This is a genomic window from Streptosporangium amethystogenes (assembly GCF_000721075.1).
In the GTDB taxonomy this organism is placed as follows: Bacteria; Actinomycetota; Actinomycetes; order Streptosporangiales; family Streptosporangiaceae; genus Streptosporangium; species Streptosporangium amethystogenes.
The window spans coordinates 24,969-42,977 of the sequence record NZ_JOEQ01000019.1 but is presented as its reverse complement, the minus strand read 5'-3'; the positions used below and the strand labels follow the sequence as shown (position 1 = coordinate 42,977).

General features: G+C 69.7%; 16 protein-coding genes. 10 read left to right on the top strand and 6 right to left on the bottom strand.

Annotated features, from left to right (window positions below):
* On the top strand, nucleotides 1–783 hold the full coding sequence (locus IG98_RS0125485; RefSeq protein ID WP_051752860.1) for a glycoside hydrolase family 16 protein: 783 nt from the start codon (nucleotides 1–3) through the stop codon (nucleotides 781–783).
* Nucleotides 784–898: 115 nt separating this feature from the next.
* Here the strand turns inward: IG98_RS0125485 and IG98_RS0125480 are convergent, their stop codons facing one another.
* Nucleotides 899–2,650: an ABC transporter ATP-binding protein gene (locus IG98_RS0125480; protein ID WP_030917112.1), complete on the bottom strand. Its 1,752-nt coding sequence runs from the start codon at nucleotides 2,648–2,650 to the stop codon at nucleotides 899–901.
* 111 nt (nucleotides 2,651–2,761) lie between these two features.
* On the bottom strand, nucleotides 2,762–3,274 hold the full coding sequence (locus tag IG98_RS0125475) for a GNAT family N-acetyltransferase (RefSeq protein WP_030917109.1): 513 nt from the start codon (nucleotides 3,272–3,274) through the stop codon (nucleotides 2,762–2,764).
* Between the two features lie 150 nt (nucleotides 3,275–3,424).
* On the opposite strand from IG98_RS0125475, the gene IG98_RS0125470 reads away from it, so the two are divergent.
* Together IG98_RS0125470 and IG98_RS0125465 are read left to right on the top strand one after the other, a co-directional pair.
* Complete coding sequence (locus tag IG98_RS0125470; RefSeq protein WP_030917106.1) at nucleotides 3,425–4,849, top strand: LCP family protein; 1,425 nt, start codon at nucleotides 3,425–3,427, stop codon at nucleotides 4,847–4,849.
* A gap of 62 nt (nucleotides 4,850–4,911) precedes the next feature.
* Entirely contained in the window at nucleotides 4,912–5,907 is a 996-nt protein-coding gene (locus IG98_RS0125465; protein WP_030917103.1) for a GlxA family transcriptional regulator, read from the top strand.
* On the opposite strand, the gene IG98_RS0125460 is transcribed toward IG98_RS0125465, so the two are convergent.
* From IG98_RS0125460 to IG98_RS0125450, 3 genes are all read right to left on the bottom strand, one after another.
* Complete coding sequence (locus IG98_RS0125460; protein ID WP_157594504.1) at nucleotides 5,893–7,242, bottom strand: ABC transporter substrate-binding protein; 1,350 nt, start codon at nucleotides 7,240–7,242, stop codon at nucleotides 5,893–5,895. The genes IG98_RS0125465 and IG98_RS0125460 overlap by 15 nt on opposite strands.
* Nucleotides 7,243–7,427: 185 nt before the next feature.
* Nucleotides 7,428–7,808 (bottom strand): ArsR/SmtB family transcription factor, encoded by a 381-nt coding sequence (locus IG98_RS0125455; protein ID WP_030917097.1) that lies wholly within the window; start codon nucleotides 7,806–7,808, stop codon nucleotides 7,428–7,430.
* A 90-nt stretch (nucleotides 7,809–7,898) separates the two neighbouring features.
* Nucleotides 7,899–9,314, bottom strand: coding sequence for an MFS transporter (locus tag IG98_RS0125450; RefSeq protein ID WP_245651707.1), 1,416 nt, complete (start codon nucleotides 9,312–9,314; stop codon nucleotides 7,899–7,901).
* 180 nt (nucleotides 9,315–9,494) lie between these two features.
* Here IG98_RS0125450 and IG98_RS0125445 point away from each other — a divergent pair, with 180 nt between their 5' ends.
* The 5 genes from IG98_RS0125445 to IG98_RS0125425 are packed head-to-tail and all read left to right on the top strand — an operon-like array spanning nucleotide 9,495 to nucleotide 14,778.
* A complete protein-coding gene (locus tag IG98_RS0125445; protein WP_030917091.1) occupies nucleotides 9,495–10,454 on the top strand; it encodes a 3-oxoacyl-ACP synthase III family protein in 960 nt (319 codons plus the stop codon).
* Nucleotides 10,454–11,185, top strand: coding sequence for a glycosyltransferase family 2 protein (locus IG98_RS0125440; RefSeq protein WP_030917086.1), 732 nt, complete (start codon nucleotides 10,454–10,456; stop codon nucleotides 11,183–11,185). The genes IG98_RS0125445 and IG98_RS0125440 overlap by 1 nt, the downstream gene beginning before the upstream one ends.
* Nucleotides 11,182–12,303 carry a cytochrome P450 gene (locus IG98_RS0125435; RefSeq protein ID WP_030917083.1) on the top strand — a complete coding sequence of 374 codons (1,122 nt, stop codon included), beginning with the start codon at nucleotides 11,182–11,184 and terminating at the stop codon, nucleotides 12,301–12,303. The genes IG98_RS0125440 and IG98_RS0125435 overlap by 4 nt, the downstream gene beginning before the upstream one ends.
* The gene (locus IG98_RS0125430) at nucleotides 12,300–13,805 is read left to right on the top strand and encodes a class I adenylate-forming enzyme family protein (RefSeq protein ID WP_030917080.1); all 1,506 of its coding nucleotides are present in this window, start codon (nucleotides 12,300–12,302) and stop codon (nucleotides 13,803–13,805) included. The genes IG98_RS0125435 and IG98_RS0125430 overlap by 4 nt, the downstream gene beginning before the upstream one ends.
* A complete protein-coding gene (locus tag IG98_RS0125425; protein ID WP_245651706.1) occupies nucleotides 13,798–14,778 on the top strand; it encodes an NAD-dependent epimerase/dehydratase family protein in 981 nt (326 codons plus the stop codon). The genes IG98_RS0125430 and IG98_RS0125425 overlap by 8 nt, the downstream gene beginning before the upstream one ends.
* Here the strand turns inward: IG98_RS0125425 and IG98_RS0125420 are convergent.
* Nucleotides 14,733–15,635 carry a hypothetical protein gene (locus tag IG98_RS0125420; protein ID WP_157594503.1) on the bottom strand — a complete coding sequence of 301 codons (903 nt, stop codon included), beginning with the start codon at nucleotides 15,633–15,635 and terminating at the stop codon, nucleotides 14,733–14,735. The two genes, IG98_RS0125425 and IG98_RS0125420, sit on opposite strands and share 46 nt — an antisense overlap.
* Nucleotides 15,636–15,862: 227 nt before the next feature.
* Here IG98_RS0125420 and IG98_RS0125415 point away from each other — a divergent pair, with 227 nt between their 5' ends.
* Together IG98_RS0125415 and IG98_RS0125410 are read left to right on the top strand one after the other, a co-directional pair.
* Nucleotides 15,863–17,245 carry an LCP family protein gene (locus IG98_RS0125415; protein ID WP_030917072.1) on the top strand — a complete coding sequence of 461 codons (1,383 nt, stop codon included), beginning with the start codon at nucleotides 15,863–15,865 and terminating at the stop codon, nucleotides 17,243–17,245.
* A 119-nt stretch (nucleotides 17,246–17,364) separates the two neighbouring features.
* Nucleotides 17,365–17,925, top strand: a complete 561-nt coding sequence (locus IG98_RS0125410) for a DUF11 domain-containing protein (protein WP_030917069.1) — start codon at nucleotides 17,365–17,367, stop codon at nucleotides 17,923–17,925.
* Nucleotides 17,926–18,009 lie beyond the last annotated feature (84 nt).

Below are 18,009 nucleotides of genomic sequence, written 5' to 3'. Positions count from 1 at the left end.
ATGATCACCAGATCCCACGTGCGGGTGGCCGTACTCAGCATGGTGGCCGCGCTGGCGGTTAGCACCCTCAGCGCGGCCCAGGGAGAGGTGGTCTCCGCGGCGCCCTGCGCCCCCGCCACAACCGGCGAGGCCAGCGCCGCGCAAGCCCTCAACTGGGGCACGCCGTCCTGGTGCGCGGAGTTCGACGACTACCTCAACGAGTCCGACTGGGTGTTCTACGACTCGGCCGGGCACGCGGGTAACGGTCGCCGCTCTCCGCAGCAGCTCTACCTCGGCAACGGGGCGCTCTACCTGTACGGCCGTGAGGACGGGACCACGGCCGGGCTGGCCTCCCGTCACGACCAGGCCTACGGGCGCTGGGAGACCCGCATCCGCCTGTACCCGGGCGCCGGGTCGTACCATCCCGTCGCCCTGCTGTGGCCGAAGGACGGCGGCGGCAATGTGCAGAGCTCCACCGGCGAGGAGGTGGACTTCCTGGAGGTCATCGACGACCCGAACAGGCAGCGGCCGAACTTCTTCCTGCACACCCCACAGGGACAGGAGCAGGCCCACGCCAACATCGACATGACCACCTGGCACACCTACGCAGTGGAGATCACCTCCAACAGCGTCGTCGGCTACATCGACGGGCAGGAGTGGTTCCGCTCCGGCAACGCCACCCGCAGTTCGATGTCGGTCTGTCTGCAGCTGGACTGGTTCCCGGGCCAGGGCAGTTCGGGAGAGGCGTGGATGGAGGTGGACTGGCTCCGCATCTACCCGTCCGGGACGGGCGTCGCGGGCTGACCTCACCTTGGTAGGGCAGGAGGGTGCGGGACACGCGTCCCGCACCCTCCTCACGTTCCCGGACGGTCCGCTCCGGGACCGGCCGTTCCCTGGGAAACGGGCGGCCGGAAGGTGCTCAGGCGAGCTGGGCGCCCCGCAGTCCGGCGTAGGCGCCGCGCAACCGCATCAGTTCGTCGTGGGTGCCCGTCTCCTGGATCCCGCCTTCGCGCATGACCACGATGCGGTCGGCGCCGCGGATGGTCGACAGCCGATGAGCGACGACAAGGACCGTGCGCCCGGCGACCAGGCGGGTCAACGCCTCCTGGATGAGCGCCTCCGAGCGGGTGTCCAGGGCGGAGGTGGCCTCGTCCAGGATCAGCACGCGTGGGTCGCGGATCAGGGCGCGGGCGATGGCCAGCCGCTGGCGCTGGCCGCCCGACAGACGGGCGCCCCGCTCTCCGACGACCGTGTCGAGGCCGGCGGGGAGTCGGTCGATGAACTCCAGCGCGTTGGCGTCCTGGAGCGCCTGCCGCACCCGGTCGGAGGGGACGTCGGCCATGCCGTAGGTGACGTTCTCCCTGATACTGCCCTCGAACAGGATCGACTCCTGCGGCACGACGGACAGGAACCTGCGGTAGGTCCGCAGGTCCAGCGTCTCCATGTCACGCCCGTCCAGCAGGATCCGGCCGGAGGTGGGACGCACGAAGCCGATGACGAGGTTGAGCACCGTCGACTTACCCGCTCCCGAGGGGCCGACCAGCGCGATCGTCTCTCCGGGGGCCACCGTGAGGTTGAACCCGGTGACCGCGCTGTCCTCGCCGTAGGAGAACCCGACGTCGCGGAACTCGATCTCGCCGCCGACGGAGGCGACCTGCTCCTTGCCCGCGTTGTGCTCCAGGTCGGGCGCTTGGAGCACCTCACCGATGGACCGTACGGAGGCCAGCCCCTTGCTGATCACCGGGGTGAGGCTGAGCAGGGAGGTGACGGCGGAGGTGAGGGTGGCGAAGAAGGTGGTGAGCATGACCACGTCGCCCGCGGTGATGGGGATGACCTGGTAGTAGGCGACGAGCGCGGAGCCGGCGAGGAAGACGACACCGAGCGTGTTGAGCAGGATCCAGGCCAGCGCGCCGAAGCTGCCGTTGAGCAGGTCGAGCCGGAGCCCCTTGCGCAGCACCTTGGTCAGCGTGCCGTCGACGCGGTGCAGGGCGTCCTGTTCCAGTCCGTGCGCGCGGGTGATCGGGATGAGCGTGGTCATCTCGCTGACCCGGGTGGACAGCTGCTCGACCTCGCGGCGGAAGCTCTCGTTGTCGTCGCGCAGCCGGGTGCGCATCCGCATCACGAGCAGCGCGGCGGTGGGTACGACCACCAGGAAGACCGGCATCGCGGCGGGCACCCGCACGGCGATCACCACCAGGCCCCCGGCCAGCATGGTGAGCGCGGACAGGCCCATGTCCGCCGCCTGCTGGCTGGTCTGCTCCACGCTCTCGACGTCCCGGATGACCTTGGTCTGGAGTACGGCGGCGCTGACCCGTGAGTGGTAGCCGATGGAGAGCTGCTGCATACGGCGGCATAGCGCGGAACGCAGGTTCGTCCCCATCCGGCGGATGGCTCCGTGCAGGCAGCGCACGTAGAGCAGGTGGAGGGGATAGTTGAGGAGCAGCAGGACGAGCAGCACGCCCGCGTTGACCCACAGGTGCGCGATCGGACCGTGACCGACCACGATGTCGACGACATTGGCCGTGATCAGTGGCAGCAGCCAGGTGGGACTGTGCTTGAAGAGGAAGGCGAAGACCGCCACGAGCAGACTGAGGCGGTCCTCCCGGAAGAGATAGGCGAGCGTACGCGTTGGGTGCTCACCGCGGTAACGGTGATCGAGAGCGCCAACCACAAATCCCCCAAAAAATGGTAGATCTCCAGTCAATCCTCTCGTACCGAAATTTCGCCCGTGTGACATGCCCGCGCGTGCCGCCACCGGACCGCCCCGCCTGTCGCGGGCCGTTCAGTCCCTCGCGGAGGGAAGCCTCATCTCCAGGATCTGGCCGGGCCAGTCGCCGACCCTGAAACTCTCGGTCCTGGTGAATCCCTGGCTCTCGTAGTACGCCACCAGGCGGCCGTCGTCGCCGCCGTAGCAGTCCACCCGCAGCAGCGCGACCCCCCACTCGACGGCCTCGGCCCTGGCACGCTCCAGCAGGGCCGAGCCGACCCCGCGACCGTGGAACCGCTGGTCGATGACCAGCCCCTGAACGTACAACTCGGGCTCGGAGGCGGGGGTGACGTAGGGCATCGCGGACCCCACGACCAGGCATCCCGCGGGTCGGCCGCCGAACTCGGCGACACGCATCCCGCCGGACATCGCCCATGAGGTGACAGTCGCCACGCGGGCCGCGTTGGTCGAGAACGGTTCGCTGCCCCACTGGCCGGTGCGCCCCTGGGAGGTCAGCCACGCCACCGCGCTGTCGAACATCGCCAGGACAGCCGGTACGTCGCCGAGGTGCCCGTCACGGATAATCACCGGCGGATGGTAACAGGACATGCGCCCCTATACAGGATATGCCGCGTAAAGGATCTCGCCGCCCCGGAAGATCAGTACACTCGGCGACGGCCGGAATACGGCTCCTCGGTCACGGGCGCACGCCGTGGCCCTTCCCCCCCCGGGAGTCACGTGAGCAACGAAGTGACCGGCGCGTTCCCCGAGCCGCCGCCGGCTCCGCCTGGCCGGCGCTCGTTCCGCCCTGGTCGCAGGTGGCTGTGGTGGCTGGTGGCCGCCATCACCGCCGTGGTGCTCGTGGCGGGCGGGACCGTGGCCGGCGCGTACGTCAAGCTGACCGGCAACGTCAAGCACGTCGAGGTCGCTGCGGAGGACCTCGGACGCCGACCGGTCAAGGTGGCGACCAGTACGATGAACGTCCTGATCGTCGGCTCGGACCAGCGAAACGGCAAGAATGCGAGGTACGGCCGGGTGGCGGGCGAGCGGACCGACACGATCATGCTCGCGCACATCTCGCCGAAGCGGGACAACGCGATGGTCATCAGTTTCCCGCGCGACTCGATGGTCCAGCTCCCCGCCTGCCGGGCCCGGCAGGGGCTGCCAGGGCAACAGCCACACCTGGGAATGATCAACGAGTCGTTCAACTCCGGCGGCATCACCTGCACCTGGAAGACCGTCGAATCGCTCACCGGCATCCACATCGACCACTTCGTGAAGGTCGACTTCACCGGTTTCAAGGACATGGTCGACGCGGTCGGTGGCGTGGAGATCTGCGTACCCGAGGCGATCGACGACAAGAAGGCCCTGCTCCACCTGGCCGCCGGGCGCCAGAACCTCGGAGGAGAGCAGGCCCTGGGCTACGTACGGGCCCGCTACAGCCTGGGCGACGGATCGGACATCGGGCGCATCCAGCGCCAGCAGATGTTCATCGCCTCCATGGTCAAGAAGGTCATGAGCGGTGAGACGCTCACCGACCCGGCCCGGCTCTTCGGCTTCCTGGACGCGGCGACGAAGTCGGTCACCACCGACCCCGGCCTCACCCCGGGCGTCATGAAGGACCTGGCCACCAGCGCCGAGGGGCTCGCCGCCGGACAGATCCACTTCATCACCACCCCGTGGCGCTACTCGCTGGTCCATCCGGGCCGGGTGGAGTGGGTCGAGCCACAGAGCGGCAAGCTGTTCCGCATCGTCGCGACGGATCGGGCGATCGCCGGCTCCGGAGTCAAGGGCGGCCAGTCCAGGGTGCCCCGATCGAAGATCCAGGTAGAGGTGCGCAACGGAACCACGCGGTCCGGTCTGGCCACCGGAGTGGCGGTCCAGTTGGAGGAGCGGGGCTACCACGTCGCCAGAATCGGCGACGCTCCGCACAAGCCGTACCCGGCGACCACGATCGCCTACTCGCCGAACGGCACCGCCAAGGCGCCCACCCTCAGCCGCGACCTGATCACCTCCACCCCCAAGCCTGTCTCCTGGGCGACCACGGGAAGGCTCATCCTGACGATCGGTGACGACTGGAAGGGCCTGAAGCCGCTTCCCCGCAACGACAACGAGAGCCTGAAGGGGTTCGACGCGACCCACGACTCGTGCGCCGGCGCCTGACGTGCCTTGAACCTCGGCGCCGGTGAAGGTGACCCACATCCGCCATATGTGAGAATCAGGCCATGCACAGGGTCGTCGTGTTCGCCATGGACGGTGTGATCCCCTTCGAGCTGGGCATCCCGCCGCGCATCTTCGGTGTCGCCAGGGGCCCCGAGGGCGAGCGGCTCTACGAAGTGCTCACCTGCACCGCCGACGGCGCCCCGGTACGTACCGACGCCGACTTCTCGATCGCGGTGGACCACGGGGCCGAGGCACTGGCAGCCGCGGACACCGTGGTGATCCCCGCCACCCACGCGCTCGGCCCCGTCTCCACCGAGGGACGGCTCACCAGGCCCATGGCCGACGCGATCGCGCTCGTCCGGCCGGGCACCCGCCTGGTCTCGATCTGCACCGCCGCCTACGTGCTCGCGGCGGCCGGACTGCTCGACGGCCGTCCCGCGACCACCCACTGGAGCCACACCGAGCACTTCCAGAAGCTGTTCCCCCGGGTCAGGGTCAACCCGGACGTACTGTTCGTGGATGACGGGGACGTTCTCACCTCCGCCGGAGTGGCCGCGGGGATCGACCTCTGCCTGCACATCGTCCGGCGCGACCACGGCACCGAGGTGGCCAACCGGGTGGCCAGGCGATGCGTCGTGCCGCCGTGGCGCGACGGCGGCCAGGCCCAGTTCATCGAGCGCCCGATTCCCGCGCCGACCGCCACGACGACCGCGGCGACCAGGGCCTGGGCGCTGGACCGGCTGCACAAGCCGCTCCCGCTCAGCGAACTGGCCGCCCACGCCCGGATGAGCCGCCGTACCTTCACCCGGCGCTTCCGCGACGAGGTGGGCCTCAGCCCCGGGCAGTGGCTCATCCTGCAGCGGGTGGAGCTGGCCCGCCAGCTCCTGGAGAGCAGCGACCTGCCGGTGGAGGGCATCGCCCTGCGGGCCGGGTTCGGCACCGCGGCCTCGCTCCGCCAACACCTGCAGGTGGTCGTCGGCGTCTCACCGTTGGCGTACCGCCGCACGTTCCGGCCCGTGGAGGCCGCACCGGATCCGGAGCCGTCACCGGCTGCGTGACCACTCCTTCTGCAGTCGGTCCGCCGCCTTCTCCGGGGAGAGCCTGCCGTGGGCGACATCGAGGATCACATCACCCTCCGCACGCTCCAGGAACACCTCGTCGGGGACGTTCAGCGAGCCGCCACCCCGGATGAGTTCCTGAAGCGCGGCGTAGCCGTCCTTCCCCTCCTGGGTGGCGAAGACCGACGATTCCACCTTGAAGTCCGTAGCCGCGGGGGCCATCGTCAGATCCCCGGCCCAGCTGGAGACGCCATCGCCCACGGTCAGGAATTCGATCAGCGTGGCCGCCTCGGCCACGTGCCTGGAATTCCTGGGTACGGCCAGGCCCACCTCGGCCGTGCTACGGGCGGCCGGCCTGGCGTCCGGCAGGAGAGTGGGGAAGGGGCCGGCTCCGATCCTCTTGACGGAGACCCTGCCGGTTTTGCGATAGGACGTGGACAGCATCGAGCTCTGACCTGAACCGTCCACCAGGAACAGCGCCTTGCCGGAGCGGAAGAGTTCGGCCGGGCCGTCGCCCCTGAGGGCCAGCGTGGACCTCGCCAGCATGCCCCTGTCGAACATCGACTCATAGGCGGTCAGGGCCGAGACCATCTCGGCGCTCTTCCATGACTTCCGGCCGGCCAGCAGGTCGTCGGAGAGGGTCGGGTGGGTCTGGCCGGCGATGGTGAACAGCAGCTCCTCCTGTCGGCGCGGCTCGCCGGAGAAGACGATCGGCTGGAGGTCGGGGATCTCCTTCCTGACGCGCATGACGATGGATTCGAGATCGGCGACCGTCGTGGGGAATGACTCCCTTAGCTCGGACAGGAGAGCCGCGTCGTAGTACATGACCGCGCCGGCGGTGGATCCCATCGGGACCGAGTAGAGCGTGCCGTCCTTGGCGGCCTGTTCCGTCTGCTTGACCACGGCCGGGTCGAGTTCCCCGAGCAGGTCCCCGGCGACCTTGTCCTTCCAGTCGGCGACCGGTTGGAGCCGGTCCTTGACCGCGCCGGTCATGGTCGGGATGTGGATGCCGACGACGTCGAGTGCCCTGTCTGCCTGGTCACCGTCGAGTGCCTTGGGCAGCCGCTTGCGGTAGTCGGCCTCACCGAAGGTGCGCAGGTCGACCGTGATGCCGGGGTTCGCCTCCTCGAAGGCGGCGAGCGCCGCCTTCAGCCCGGCCTCGGGCGGGGAGAAGGTCCAGTACTTCAGGGTGACGGGCCCCGCGGGCTTCTTTGTGGGCCTGGAAACGGACTGCTCGACCGGTTTCCCGCCTTCGGCCGCCCCGCCGGCGCCACAGGCGGTCAGCCCCAGGGCGAGGGCGGCGGCCATGGCGAACACGCGAGTTGTACCACGCATGCATACCTCCAAAAGGATCACGGTGCGGGTGACGGTGTTCAGCCCGGCGAGTCTGATCACGGTAGATCGTGAAAAAAGATCTTATGTGCTCCTCTGCCGCGACGACGGACCCTGAAACCCGCTGCGCCCCGCGACCCTGCCGTGAACCGCACGGCGAACCCCGGCGACAACCGGACCGGCGGCTCTCAGCCCTCGACGATCTCGTGACGGAGGTGCTCGCGGCTGAGGTCGAGGAGCATCCTGACGTGGGCGTCGGCAAGGCGATAGTAGATCATCCGGCCGGACCGGCGGCCGGCCACGATGCCCGCCGTCCGCAGCAGCCTCAGGGCGTGCGACACGGCGGTGTCGCTGACCTCGACGGTCTCGGCGAGATCGCAGACGCACAGCTCACCGGCTTCGAGCAGCGCGTACAGCAGCTGCGCGCGGGTCTGGTCGCCCAGCAGCCTGAACAGGTCGGCGAGCCGGGCCGCCTCGCTCGGGGTGACAAGGCGATCCCGTGTCGCCGCCACCCTGGCCTTGTCGGGCTCCACGGTCACGCACGTGTCCAGACCGGCGACGACTTCCATGGGCGAACTCCTGAACAGATACTCAAATGATAACGACTATCGTACCAAGTCGCCCGGACGGCGGCGGGGCCCGTGAGCTCGGCGGGATGGTCAGCCCCGCTCGGCGCTCAGCGGCTGGGCGATGTCCTCCAGACCCCTGCCCTCGGCCTTGACCCCGAGGAAGAGCTCCACCAGCCCTGCGATGATCATGAGAGTCGCACCGACACAGAAGGCCAGCGCCGTGTCACCGGGTCTGCCGCTCTTGACCAGGTTGGCGAAGACCAGCGGTCCGGACACGCCACCGGCGAAGGTGCCGATCGCGTAGAAGAACGCGATCGCCATGGCCCGGGTCTCCATCGGGAAGATCTCGCTGACCGTCAGGTAGGCCGCGCTCGCCCCGGCGGACGCGAAGAAGAGCACGACGCACCAGCAGGCGGTGAGCGTGACCGCGGTCAGCACCTCCTGGTCGAACAACCAGGCCGTGCCAAGAAGGAGCACCCCGGACCCGATGTAGGTGCCGGAGATCATGGGGATGCGGCCGACCGTGTCGAACAACCGCCCGAGCAGAAGCGGGCCGAGGAAGTTACCGACCGCGATGACCGCGAAGTAGTAGCCGGTGTGGGTGACGATGCCGAAGAAGGTCGACAGGATCTGCGCGTACCCGAAGGTGATGGCGTTGTAGAGGAACGCCTGACCGATGAAGAGCGCCAGGCCGAGAACCGTGCGCTTGGGGTAGCGGGCGACCATGGTGTGCGCGATCCGCCCGAAGCCGATCGACGTGCGCTGGTGGATGGTCATCGACCGCGAGGGCTCGTCGAGCGGGATGCCCTCCTCGCGCTCGATCCGCTCCTCCACCTCGTCGACCAGCCTCTCGGCCTCCCGGTCACGGCCGTGGATGAACAGCCAGCGAGGGCTCTCCGGCACGTGTCTGCGGACCAGCAGGATGGCCAGGCCGAGCACCACCCCCATCCCGAAGGCGACGCGCCAGCCGATGTTCAGCGGGAGGTTGTCGAGCAGCGGCACGGTCAGCAGCGCGCCTCCGGCGGCGCCGAGCCAGTAGCTGCCGTTGATGATGATGTCGATCCTGCCGCGATGGCGGCTCGGGATGAGCTCGTCGATGGCCGAGTTGACGGCCGCGTACTCGCCACCGATGCCGAAACCGGTCAGGAACCGGAACAGGAAGAACCACCAGACGGAGAAGGAGAACGCCGTCGCGGCGGTGGCGACCAGGTAGACGGCCATCGTGATGATGAACATCTTCTTCCGGCCGAACCTGTCGGTGAACCAGCCGAAGAACAGTGCCCCGAGACACGCCCCCGCCACGTAGAGTGCCGCGGCCTGCCCCGCGACCTGGGCCTGGGTGATCGCCAGGCCGCTGCCCTCCTTGGCCAGCTGGGCGGAGAGGTTTCCGATGATCGTCACTTCGAGGCCGTCGAGGATCCAGACGGTGCCGAGGCCGACGACGATCATCCAGTGCCATCGTGACCACGGCAGCCGATCCAACCTCGCCGGGACCTTCGTGGTCACGGTCCCTGTCTGAACGTCGCTCACGACAGGAGCGGTTACCCCCGTATGACCGGCTTATGCTGGTGTGAGATACAGGGTTTCACCGGTCTTCAGCTGCACGATCAGGACAAATCCCCGCCTTTTCGATACATTGCGCGAGCACAGGGACACGGGGAGACTTAATCCTGTTTAGGGAGATCAATGAAAGCCCGGATCACGGGCGTCGCGACGTATCTGCCGGAACGGACCATGTCCAGCGCGGATGTGGAGCGGCGGATCGAGGGCTACGCACCCTACGGAGGCGTCGTCGAGAGGCTGACGGGAATCCGACGGCGCCATGTGGCCCGCGATGACCAGCAGGCCTCGGACCTGGCCGCCGAGGCGGCACGCGGCCTCGACCACTCAGGTGTCGACCTGCTCGTCTTCGCGTCGGCCTCGCAGGACATGGTCGAGCCCGCCACCGCGCACATCGTGGCGGCCAAGCTGGGACTCTCCTGCCCGGTGTTCGACATCAAGAACGCCTGCAACAGCATGCTCAACGGGATCCAGATCGCCGAGGCGCTGATCCTGTCCGGGACGTATCGCAAGGTACTGGTCTGCTCGGGCGAGATCCCCTCACGGGCGATCCGCTGGCAGGTCCGGGACCGCGCGCAGTTCGTCGACTCCTTCGCGGGCTACACGATGTCGGACAGCGGAGCCGCGGTCACGGTCGCCGCCGATATGGAACGCGGCATTTTCTACCGCGACTTCGCGGCCGACTCCACGGCATGGGCGATCGGCACCCTGCCGGGAGGCGGTTCGGCGCATCCTCGCGACCCCGAATACTCCTACTTCCGAGGCGACGGGCGCAGGTTGAAGGAGGCGTTCGAGATGATCGGCCCGGACATCTTCCTCAACGCGCTCAAGCGCACCGGCCTGACCTGGGACGACTTCACCATCGTGGCGGTGCACCAGGTGGCGCTGCCCTACCTGCGCGTCCTGGCCCAGGTGCTCGGCATCCCCGACGACCGGCTTGTGGTCAGCCTGCCCGAGCACGGTAACTGCGCCTCGACCACGCTGCCGCTCCAGCTCGCGCTGGGCGGCTGGCGGCCCGGCGACCGGGTGGCGCTGCTCGGCCTGGGCGGCGGGATCAGCACCGGCGTGATCCTGGCGGAGATGTGATGGACCTCTGGGTGATCATCCCTGCCTACAACGAGGCGCCCGGCATCGAGGCGACGCTGAGGGCACTGGCCGAGCAGGACGACCGGGACTTCACGCTGCTCGTGGTGGACAACGCGAGCACCGACGGCACCGCCGAGATCGTCCGGCGGCACGGTGTCCAGGTGATCGTCGAGACCCGGAAGGGCACCGGCGCCGCCTCCGACACCGGCATGCGCCACGCCATCGCGCACGGGGCGACCCATCTGGCCAGGACCGATGCCGACTGCCTGCCCCGCCCCGACTGGGTGCGCAACATCCGGCGGGCCTTCGGCGACGGGCTGGAGATGGTCGGCGGCCAGTTGCGCCCCCGGACCGACGAGTTCCGGCTGAAGTTCTGGGAGCGACGCCTCATCCCGTTCGTGGTGGAGGTGGCGGCCGCCTTCGGGCGCTTTCGGCCCGGCAACAGGGACCCGCGCTACCTGGGGCCGTACGTGATGATGCCCGGTGCCACCCTGGCCATCACCGCGGACCTCTACGACCGCGCGGGCGGCTTCCCCAGGACCGCGATCGAGGAGGTCCACGAGGACCGCGCCCTGGTCAACCGGGTGCGTATGCTCACCGCCGCCTACGGCTCGCGCCGCGACGTGGTGGTCTTCGGCTCCGTGCGCAGGCTCAGGGCGTACGGTCTCGCGGGCACCCTCGCCTGGTACGCCGACCACCACTACCGCCCAGAAGTGATCGACGTCCGGTGAACCACGAGACGCGGCTCTACCTGGCCGCGCATCCCTTCGCCTACCCGCTCCTGCGGCTGCTGGCCGGACTCGGGCCCGTGGTGCGGGTTCCCGGACTGGGCGTCGTGGTCAACGACGCCACCGTCGCGCGGGCCGTGCTGATGGACGAGCGGTTCCGCAAGGACGGCCCCGGATCGCCCGGCGACCTGTGGACGCCCGTGCTCGGCCCCTCCGTGCTGCTCAACATGGAGGGAGCGGGCCACCTCGCGCTGCGCAGGAAGCTGATGCCGCTGTTCACCCCCGCGTACGTCTCGGCGCTGGTGGACGACGTGCTCCGCGGGCCGCTCGACGACCTCTCGGCGCGCCTGGGACGCGGCGAGGCGGTCGACCTGGTGGACGCCATGCGGCTGATGGCCGGAGCGGTGATCTGCCGGGTGATCGGGCTGGGCGAGGTCTCCGAGGCTCGGGCCAGGGAGCTGTTCGCAGACGGGGAGCGGGTCGTCTCGATGGTCTCGCTCCGCTCGCGGCGGCTGTCGGATCGGCAGGTGGCGGCCGCCCGGCAGGTGCTGGACCGGATCGGGGACATCGCGCAGGCCGCCTACGAGGCCGCCGACGAGTCCACGGTGATGGGCCGGATGCGGGCCCAGGGGCTCTCGCCCGCCGAGGCCAGGGGAGCGGCCGGGGCGTTCTTCCTGACCGGTACCGAGACGGTCGCCACGTTCGTCCCCCGGCTCTTCGCCCTCCTGCACGACCACCGGACCCCGGTGGACGACCTGGACCGGGTCATCGAGGAGGCCATGCGGGTCACCACGCCGACGCCGCTGATGCTCCGCTCGGTGTCCGCCGCCGCGCGTGTCGGCAAGGTCGCGGTGCGCCCCGGCGACAGAGTACTGATCATCACCCACAACTGCGCCAGGGCGTACGGCCCGTTCGATCCCTCCCGCCCCCACCCGCCCGAACTGCGCAGGCTCTGGTTCGGCGCGGGCCCGCACTTCTGCATCGGCTACCCGCTGGCCCTGGCCCAGATCCGGGCGGTGGCCTCCGTCCTGCTCTCCCATCGGGTGCGCGTCCTGCGACGGCGCGCGGCCAGAGGGGTCCTCATTCCCACCTACGAGCACCTGTGGGTCAGTGCCGCGTGAACGACATCATCAACGGGATCATGACCATCGCCGGGCGGGAGCCGGGACGGACCGCCATCGTCGACGGCCGGGGCCGAGAGATCACCTACGGTGAGCTCGCCCGCCGGGTTTCGGCGGTCCGCGACGCGATGGGCGGACCGTCACCCGAGGAGGGGATGCGGCCCGGGGACGGGGTGCTGTTCGCGGTGCGGCCCGGGGTGGACGCGGTGGCGCTGGCACTGGGGGCGGTCGCGGCGGGCGGGACGCTCGTCCTCGCGGATCCCGGGCTGGCGCCCGACGTGCTCGCGGCCCGCATGGCCGCGACCCGGCCCGCGTGGGTGATCAGCGAGTCCCTGCTCTACACGCTGAGCGGCCCGCTCAGGAGCCTGGCCCGCCGCCGCGGCCTGCTCCTGCCGAACCTCGCCGATCCGCTTCCCGGCCGGCCCGTCCGCCACCTGTACACCGGCCCTTGGCTGCCCGGGGTTCCCCGGGGCGCGCTGCGGCTGCCCCGGATCCTCCGCTTCCCGTCCGGCCTGTCCGGGCAGCGGGCGTACGGATCCGATCCGGACCAACCGGCAGCGGTGATCTTCACCTCCGGGACCACGGCGCGCCCGCGAGGGGTGGTGCACACCCGAAGGTCGCTCGCGACCGGGCTGGAGCTGTTCAGGAGCGTGTTCCCGCTCGGCCCCGGCGATATCGTGCACACCGACCAGCTGATGCTCGGCCTCCCCGCCCTGCTGGCCGGGGCGACCTGGTCACTGCCCGGGGGCGGGGACCTCGCCGCCGAACTGGCCGCCAGGCGGGCCACCCACACCTTCGCCGTGCCGGTGCACCTGGACAGGCTGCTGCGCCAGACCCCCAGGCTTCCCGGAACCCTCCGCTACCTCCTGCTCGGCGCCGCCCCCGCCCCGCCGGGCGTGCTCCGGCGCGCGATCGAGGCCGGCCCCGAGGTGCTGTCCGTCTACGCGATGACCGAGGCGCTTCCCATCGCCATCGCGTCGGCGCGGGAGAAGCTGGCCCAGGCCGAGGGAGACCTGCTCGGAGCACCGCTGCCCGGCGTCGGCGTCCGGATCGCCGAGGATGGTGAGCTGTTCGTCTCGGGGCCCCACCTCGCGCGGTGCTACCTCGGTGAGGAGCCGTTGCGCGAGATCGCCACCGGCGACCTGGTCCGGCTCGACGCCGGTCGGCTGGTACTGCTCGGCCGGAAGAAGGACATGATCCTTCGCGACGGCGTCAACATCTATCCGGGCCTGTACGAGTCCGGCATCGCGGCGCTGCCCGGGGTGGCCGAGGCCGCGATCGTCGGACTCGCCGACCCCGACACCGGGGACGAGGAGGTCGTGCTGGCCGTCGTGCCCACCGGCGGCTACGACGAGAGCCTGCTGCGCGGGGCACTCCCCGAGATCGTGGACTCGGCGGCCCTGCCCGACCGGATCGAATCGCTCAACGCCTTCCCCCGCTCGGGGCGGGCCGACAAGCTCGACCGGGCCGCCCTGCGGGATCTGGTCGCCCGCCGTGACTGAGCATCGAAACCGCCCGCATCGGGCCGGCACCGCCTCCGGGCCGGGTGGCAGGGCGTTGCGGGTCGCGGTGACGGGGGCCTCGGGGTTCGTGGGAGGTGCGGTCTGCCGGGCGGCCATGGCGGAGGGCTGGACGGTGTTCGCCTTCGGCAGGCGGCCCGGAGTGGACGGCGGGCACGTCGGCCACGCGCCGTACACATCGTGGGATCTCCTCGGTGAGCGGCCGGAGCCGCCGGGGGTGGACGTGGTGATCCACTGCGCCGGGAGCGTCACGGACTGGGGGCCGGCGCGCGGCATCTGGGCGGCCAACGTCGACGGCACCCGCAACGCGGCCGCTGCCTTCCCCGGCGCCAGGTTCGTGCACGTCAGCACGGCGAGCGTCTACGACCCGTTCCTGCCGACCGTGATGGCCACCGAGGACGCCGCCCCGGTCGGGCGGTACGCAGGCGCCTACGGTGCCTCGAAGGCCGCCGCGGAGAGGTGCCTGGAGCGGGCGGTCATCCTACGGCCGCACGCGGTCTACGGCAGGGGGGACACCACGCTGCTTCCCCGAGTCCTCGGCGCGGTCAGGGGTGGCCGGCTTCTCGCGGTGGGCGACGGACGCCAGCGGATCAGCCTGACCTCGGTGGACAACCTGGTCCTGGCCTGCCTGCTCGCCGCCGCGGGGCCCGTCGACCACGGTGTCTTCAACGTGACCGACGCCGAACCCGTCGTGCTCGACGACGCCCTGCGCGCGATCCTCGCGGAGCGCGGCATCGACGCCGAACCGTACTATCTGCCCCTGAAGCTGGTCGACCCCGTCGCGGCCGTCGCCGAGGCCGCCTTCCGGCTGCTCCGGCGCCCGAACCCGCCCCGGCTGACGCGTTACGCCGCGGGCCACCTGGCCGTCGAGCGGACCCTCGACATCACCGCGGCGCGCGCCCGCCTCGGCTACCGGCCGTCGGCGACGTCGTTCGTCGGCTCCTCCGGCTGGTGAGCGCGGGATTCGAAGATGGCGGCCTGGTAACGGATGAGCCCGTTCCTGGCGACGAAGACCGCCCCCGCCATGAGCAGGCCGAGCACGAAGAGCACGCGCAGGCCGTTCCTCAGGAAGGCGGTCAGCGCGTCGAATATCACGAGCACGGCGGCGACCGGCAGACCGCCGGGACCGGTGGAGTCCGGCAGGTAGCCGTTACGCAGCACGGACATGGCGATCGCCAGCGTGAACATGCCCCCGGCCACGCCGATACCGGCACCGATCAGTGCGGTGCACCGGTCGCGTGCCAGGAGGACCCCGGCGGCGATCAGGGCCGGCGACATACCCGCCAGAACCCACCTCACTGAGATCAGCCTGTCATGGATGTGGTCGATCCTGGCCACAGCGGAGGCGGGGAGCACCTGGACGACGAGATGTGTCCTGGGCAGGAGGGCGGCGGCTTTCAGACCGCCGCTCCCCAGCCGGTGCTTGACCATTTCGTACATGGGAGCGAGGTCGTAGCCGATGTCGCTTGGTATGCCGGAATCCGCGCTCAGGGCCGCGACGAACCGGCGGTGCGCCAGCCTGTTGGTCTCCACCCAGGCGGTGACGAAGTCATCGTCGACATGATCCCCCACCACGTTGTGGACAAGCCCCTCCTCGGTCGCGACACCCCTCTCGCGCAGCCTCAGGGTGATCTCGTCGGCGACGCGGCCGGTGACCGCGTCCCGCACGTCCGGCTGGTGGGCCAGCGGTGTCATGTTCCTGAGGTAGCCGCCGGAGTCCGCCACCTCGTTCGCCGCCCAGAACGCGACCAGGGTAAGGGGTGCGAGAAGGCAGCCGAGCGCGATCAAAATCGCACTGATCATTTTACGCACGGGACCTCCTAACCGCTTTACCTGGAAATCCCCCCGTTTGCCAGTCAAAATCGATTACGTGTCCTTTTTGACGATAACTTGGAGGTCAGCGTCATCCCGACGGCGTGATCTGGTTTACAAACCTTGACCGACCACCCTCAGCGCGTCGAACAACCACATAGCCCATTCAACTGGAAACCGTTACTAACCTGCGACGTATTGGGGTGACGGACAGGAGATGTAGGGCTATGGCCGATAACACGGGGCGGACAGGCGTCGGATCGAGTCTGGCACTGACACTGGGCTCGGCCGTTCTGTGGGGCCTGGCCCACATCTGGGTGGGCCGCCGCCTGACGGGCGCCTTTCTGATGGGCGTCGAGCTGACCCTCGCCGGAGCCGCCGCGATCGCCATGCTGACCGCGGGACCCGCCCTGCTCGCCCTCGCCGTACAACCCGCCTGGCTCTGGGCCTTCGCGCTCGCCGCGATGTTGCTGGCCGCAGTGGCGGTGGCCGTGGTCATACACTCCTACCTGCTGGTGCGGCCGGAGTCGTCATCGCCCGCGGCCCAGTACCTCTCAGCCGCCGCCGTCGGCCTGCTGTGCGTGCTGGTGACCGCTCCGATGATCTACGTGGCCCGGCTGGCCTACGTCTCCCAGAGCGTGGTGACCTCGGTGTTCGCGGAAAGTGTCACGCCGATGCCGACGGACCCGTGGAAGGGCATGGAGCGGATCAACATCCTGCTCATCGGCGCGGACGCGGCGGCCAACCGGGTCGGCGTGCGCACCGACAGCATGACCGTGGCCAGCGTCGACACCCGGACCGGCGAGACCGTGCTTTTCGGCCTGCCGAGGAACCTGGAGAAAGTCCCGATGCCGCCGGGCCCGGCCCGCGAGCGGTTCCCCTTCGGTTTCGAAGGCGAACCGCCCTACACACCGGGCATGCTCAACGAGGTCTACCAGTACGCCGAGGACTACCCGGAGATGGCGCCGAAGCTGGGCAAGAGGCATCGTGGCCCCTCACTGCTGAAAAGGACGATCGGCGGCATCCTCGGGCTCGACATCTCCTACTACGCGATGGTCGACATGAGGGGGTTCGTGGAAATCGTCGACGCGATGGGCGGTGTGCGGATCCGAATCAAGGACCCCATCGTGTACGGCAGGCAGAACGAGGGCCGGATCGAGGCGGGCCGACGGAAACTCTCGGGTGAGGAGGCGCTCTGGTACGGCAGGTCCCGCACTTTCAGCGACGACTACGTACGGATGAGCCGCCAGAAGTGCCTGCTGAACGCCGTCGCCAAGCAGGCCGACCCCGTGACGGTGTTCAAGAGCTTCGAGAGACTGGCCACCGCCGCCGTCGACGCGATCTCCACCGACATACCGCGGCAACTACTGCCCGACCTGGTCGAGCTTTCGGAGAAGGTGAAGAACTCCAGGATCAGGAGCCTCCAGTTCGTGCCCCCGCTGATCTATTCGGGTGCGCCCGACTACCACCTGATCAGGCGTGAGGTCACCGCCACCCTGGCGGCCCCGCCCGCCGGGGCCGACGCCGCCGTGCCCGCCGTACCGACGGGAAACCGCGGCAGGGAGCGCCCGGGGACGAGCGCCGTCGTCCTCGACTCCGCCTGCGACTGACAGACGACGGACCGGCGGACAACAGCCGATGAGCGACACACCCGGCGCGTTGAGAGCGCCCACGAGGGCCGGAATGCTGTTATGGAGTGATTACTTAGAGTCACCACGGAGGTAAGAGGATGAAACGTCGCCTGGCCGGCCTCGGCCTGCTCACCGCGGTCGCCATACCCGCTGTTGGATGGCAGCCCGCCTGGGGTGACCCGGTCCCCTCGCTCTCCATCTCCCTCGACGACGGAACGAGGGATACCACTCCCGGCGCGGAGAACACGTACACGCTCCGTATCAGCAACCAGGGAACCACCCGGCTGAGACGCATCCTCCTGGTGCAGTCCCTGCCGCCGTCGATGACCTTCGTGAAGGCCGACGCCGGAGGCCGCATGGAGCAGGGCAAGGTGGCGTGGACCGTGAACGTCCTGCCCAGAAAGGAGGCCGTCGTCCACCTGAGCGCCAAGGTCGGCGCGGTCGCGGGGGCGCAGGCGCGAGACCTGGCGACGACTGCCTGCGCCCGCAGGAGCGCGGCCGGCCCCGTGCTGGTCTGCGCCACGGACGTCAACACCGTGGCTTCGCCGGAGACGACCGACTGGGTCCTGCCGATCTCACTGGCCTCCGCCGCGGCGGCCGGGCTGGCCACTACCGCGTTCCTGCTCCGTCGCCGTCGCCGCCGGTCCCAGCCGGCCTGACCCGCGCGAGAGTCCTGGTGCGGTGTTCCTCACCGGAGGCCGGGTACGGGAGACCGCCTGACGGCTTCAGTCTCCCGGTCGCGC

Excerpts from the sequence above, each read along its gene's own strand:
- IG98_RS0125485 (WP_051752860.1), top strand. The coding sequence starts at position 1 with ATGATCACCAGATCCCACGTGCGGGTGGCCGTACTCAGCATGGTGGCC.
- IG98_RS0125465 (WP_030917103.1), top strand. The coding sequence starts at position 4,912 with ATGCACAGGGTCGTCGTGTTCGCCATGGACGGTGTGATCCCCTTCGAG.
- IG98_RS0125460 (WP_157594504.1), bottom strand. The coding sequence starts at position 7,242 with ATGCGTGGTACAACTCGCGTGTTCGCCATGGCCGCCGCCCTCGCCCTG.
- IG98_RS0125455 (WP_030917097.1), bottom strand. The coding sequence starts at position 7,808 with ATGGAAGTCGTCGCCGGTCTGGACACGTGCGTGACCGTGGAGCCCGAC.
- IG98_RS0125445 (WP_030917091.1), top strand. The coding sequence starts at position 9,495 with ATGAAAGCCCGGATCACGGGCGTCGCGACGTATCTGCCGGAACGGACC.
- IG98_RS0125440 (WP_030917086.1), top strand. The coding sequence starts at position 10,454 with ATGGACCTCTGGGTGATCATCCCTGCCTACAACGAGGCGCCCGGCATC.
- IG98_RS0125415 (WP_030917072.1), top strand. The coding sequence starts at position 15,863 with ATGGCCGATAACACGGGGCGGACAGGCGTCGGATCGAGTCTGGCACTG.
- IG98_RS0125410 (WP_030917069.1), top strand. The coding sequence starts at position 17,365 with ATGAAACGTCGCCTGGCCGGCCTCGGCCTGCTCACCGCGGTCGCCATA.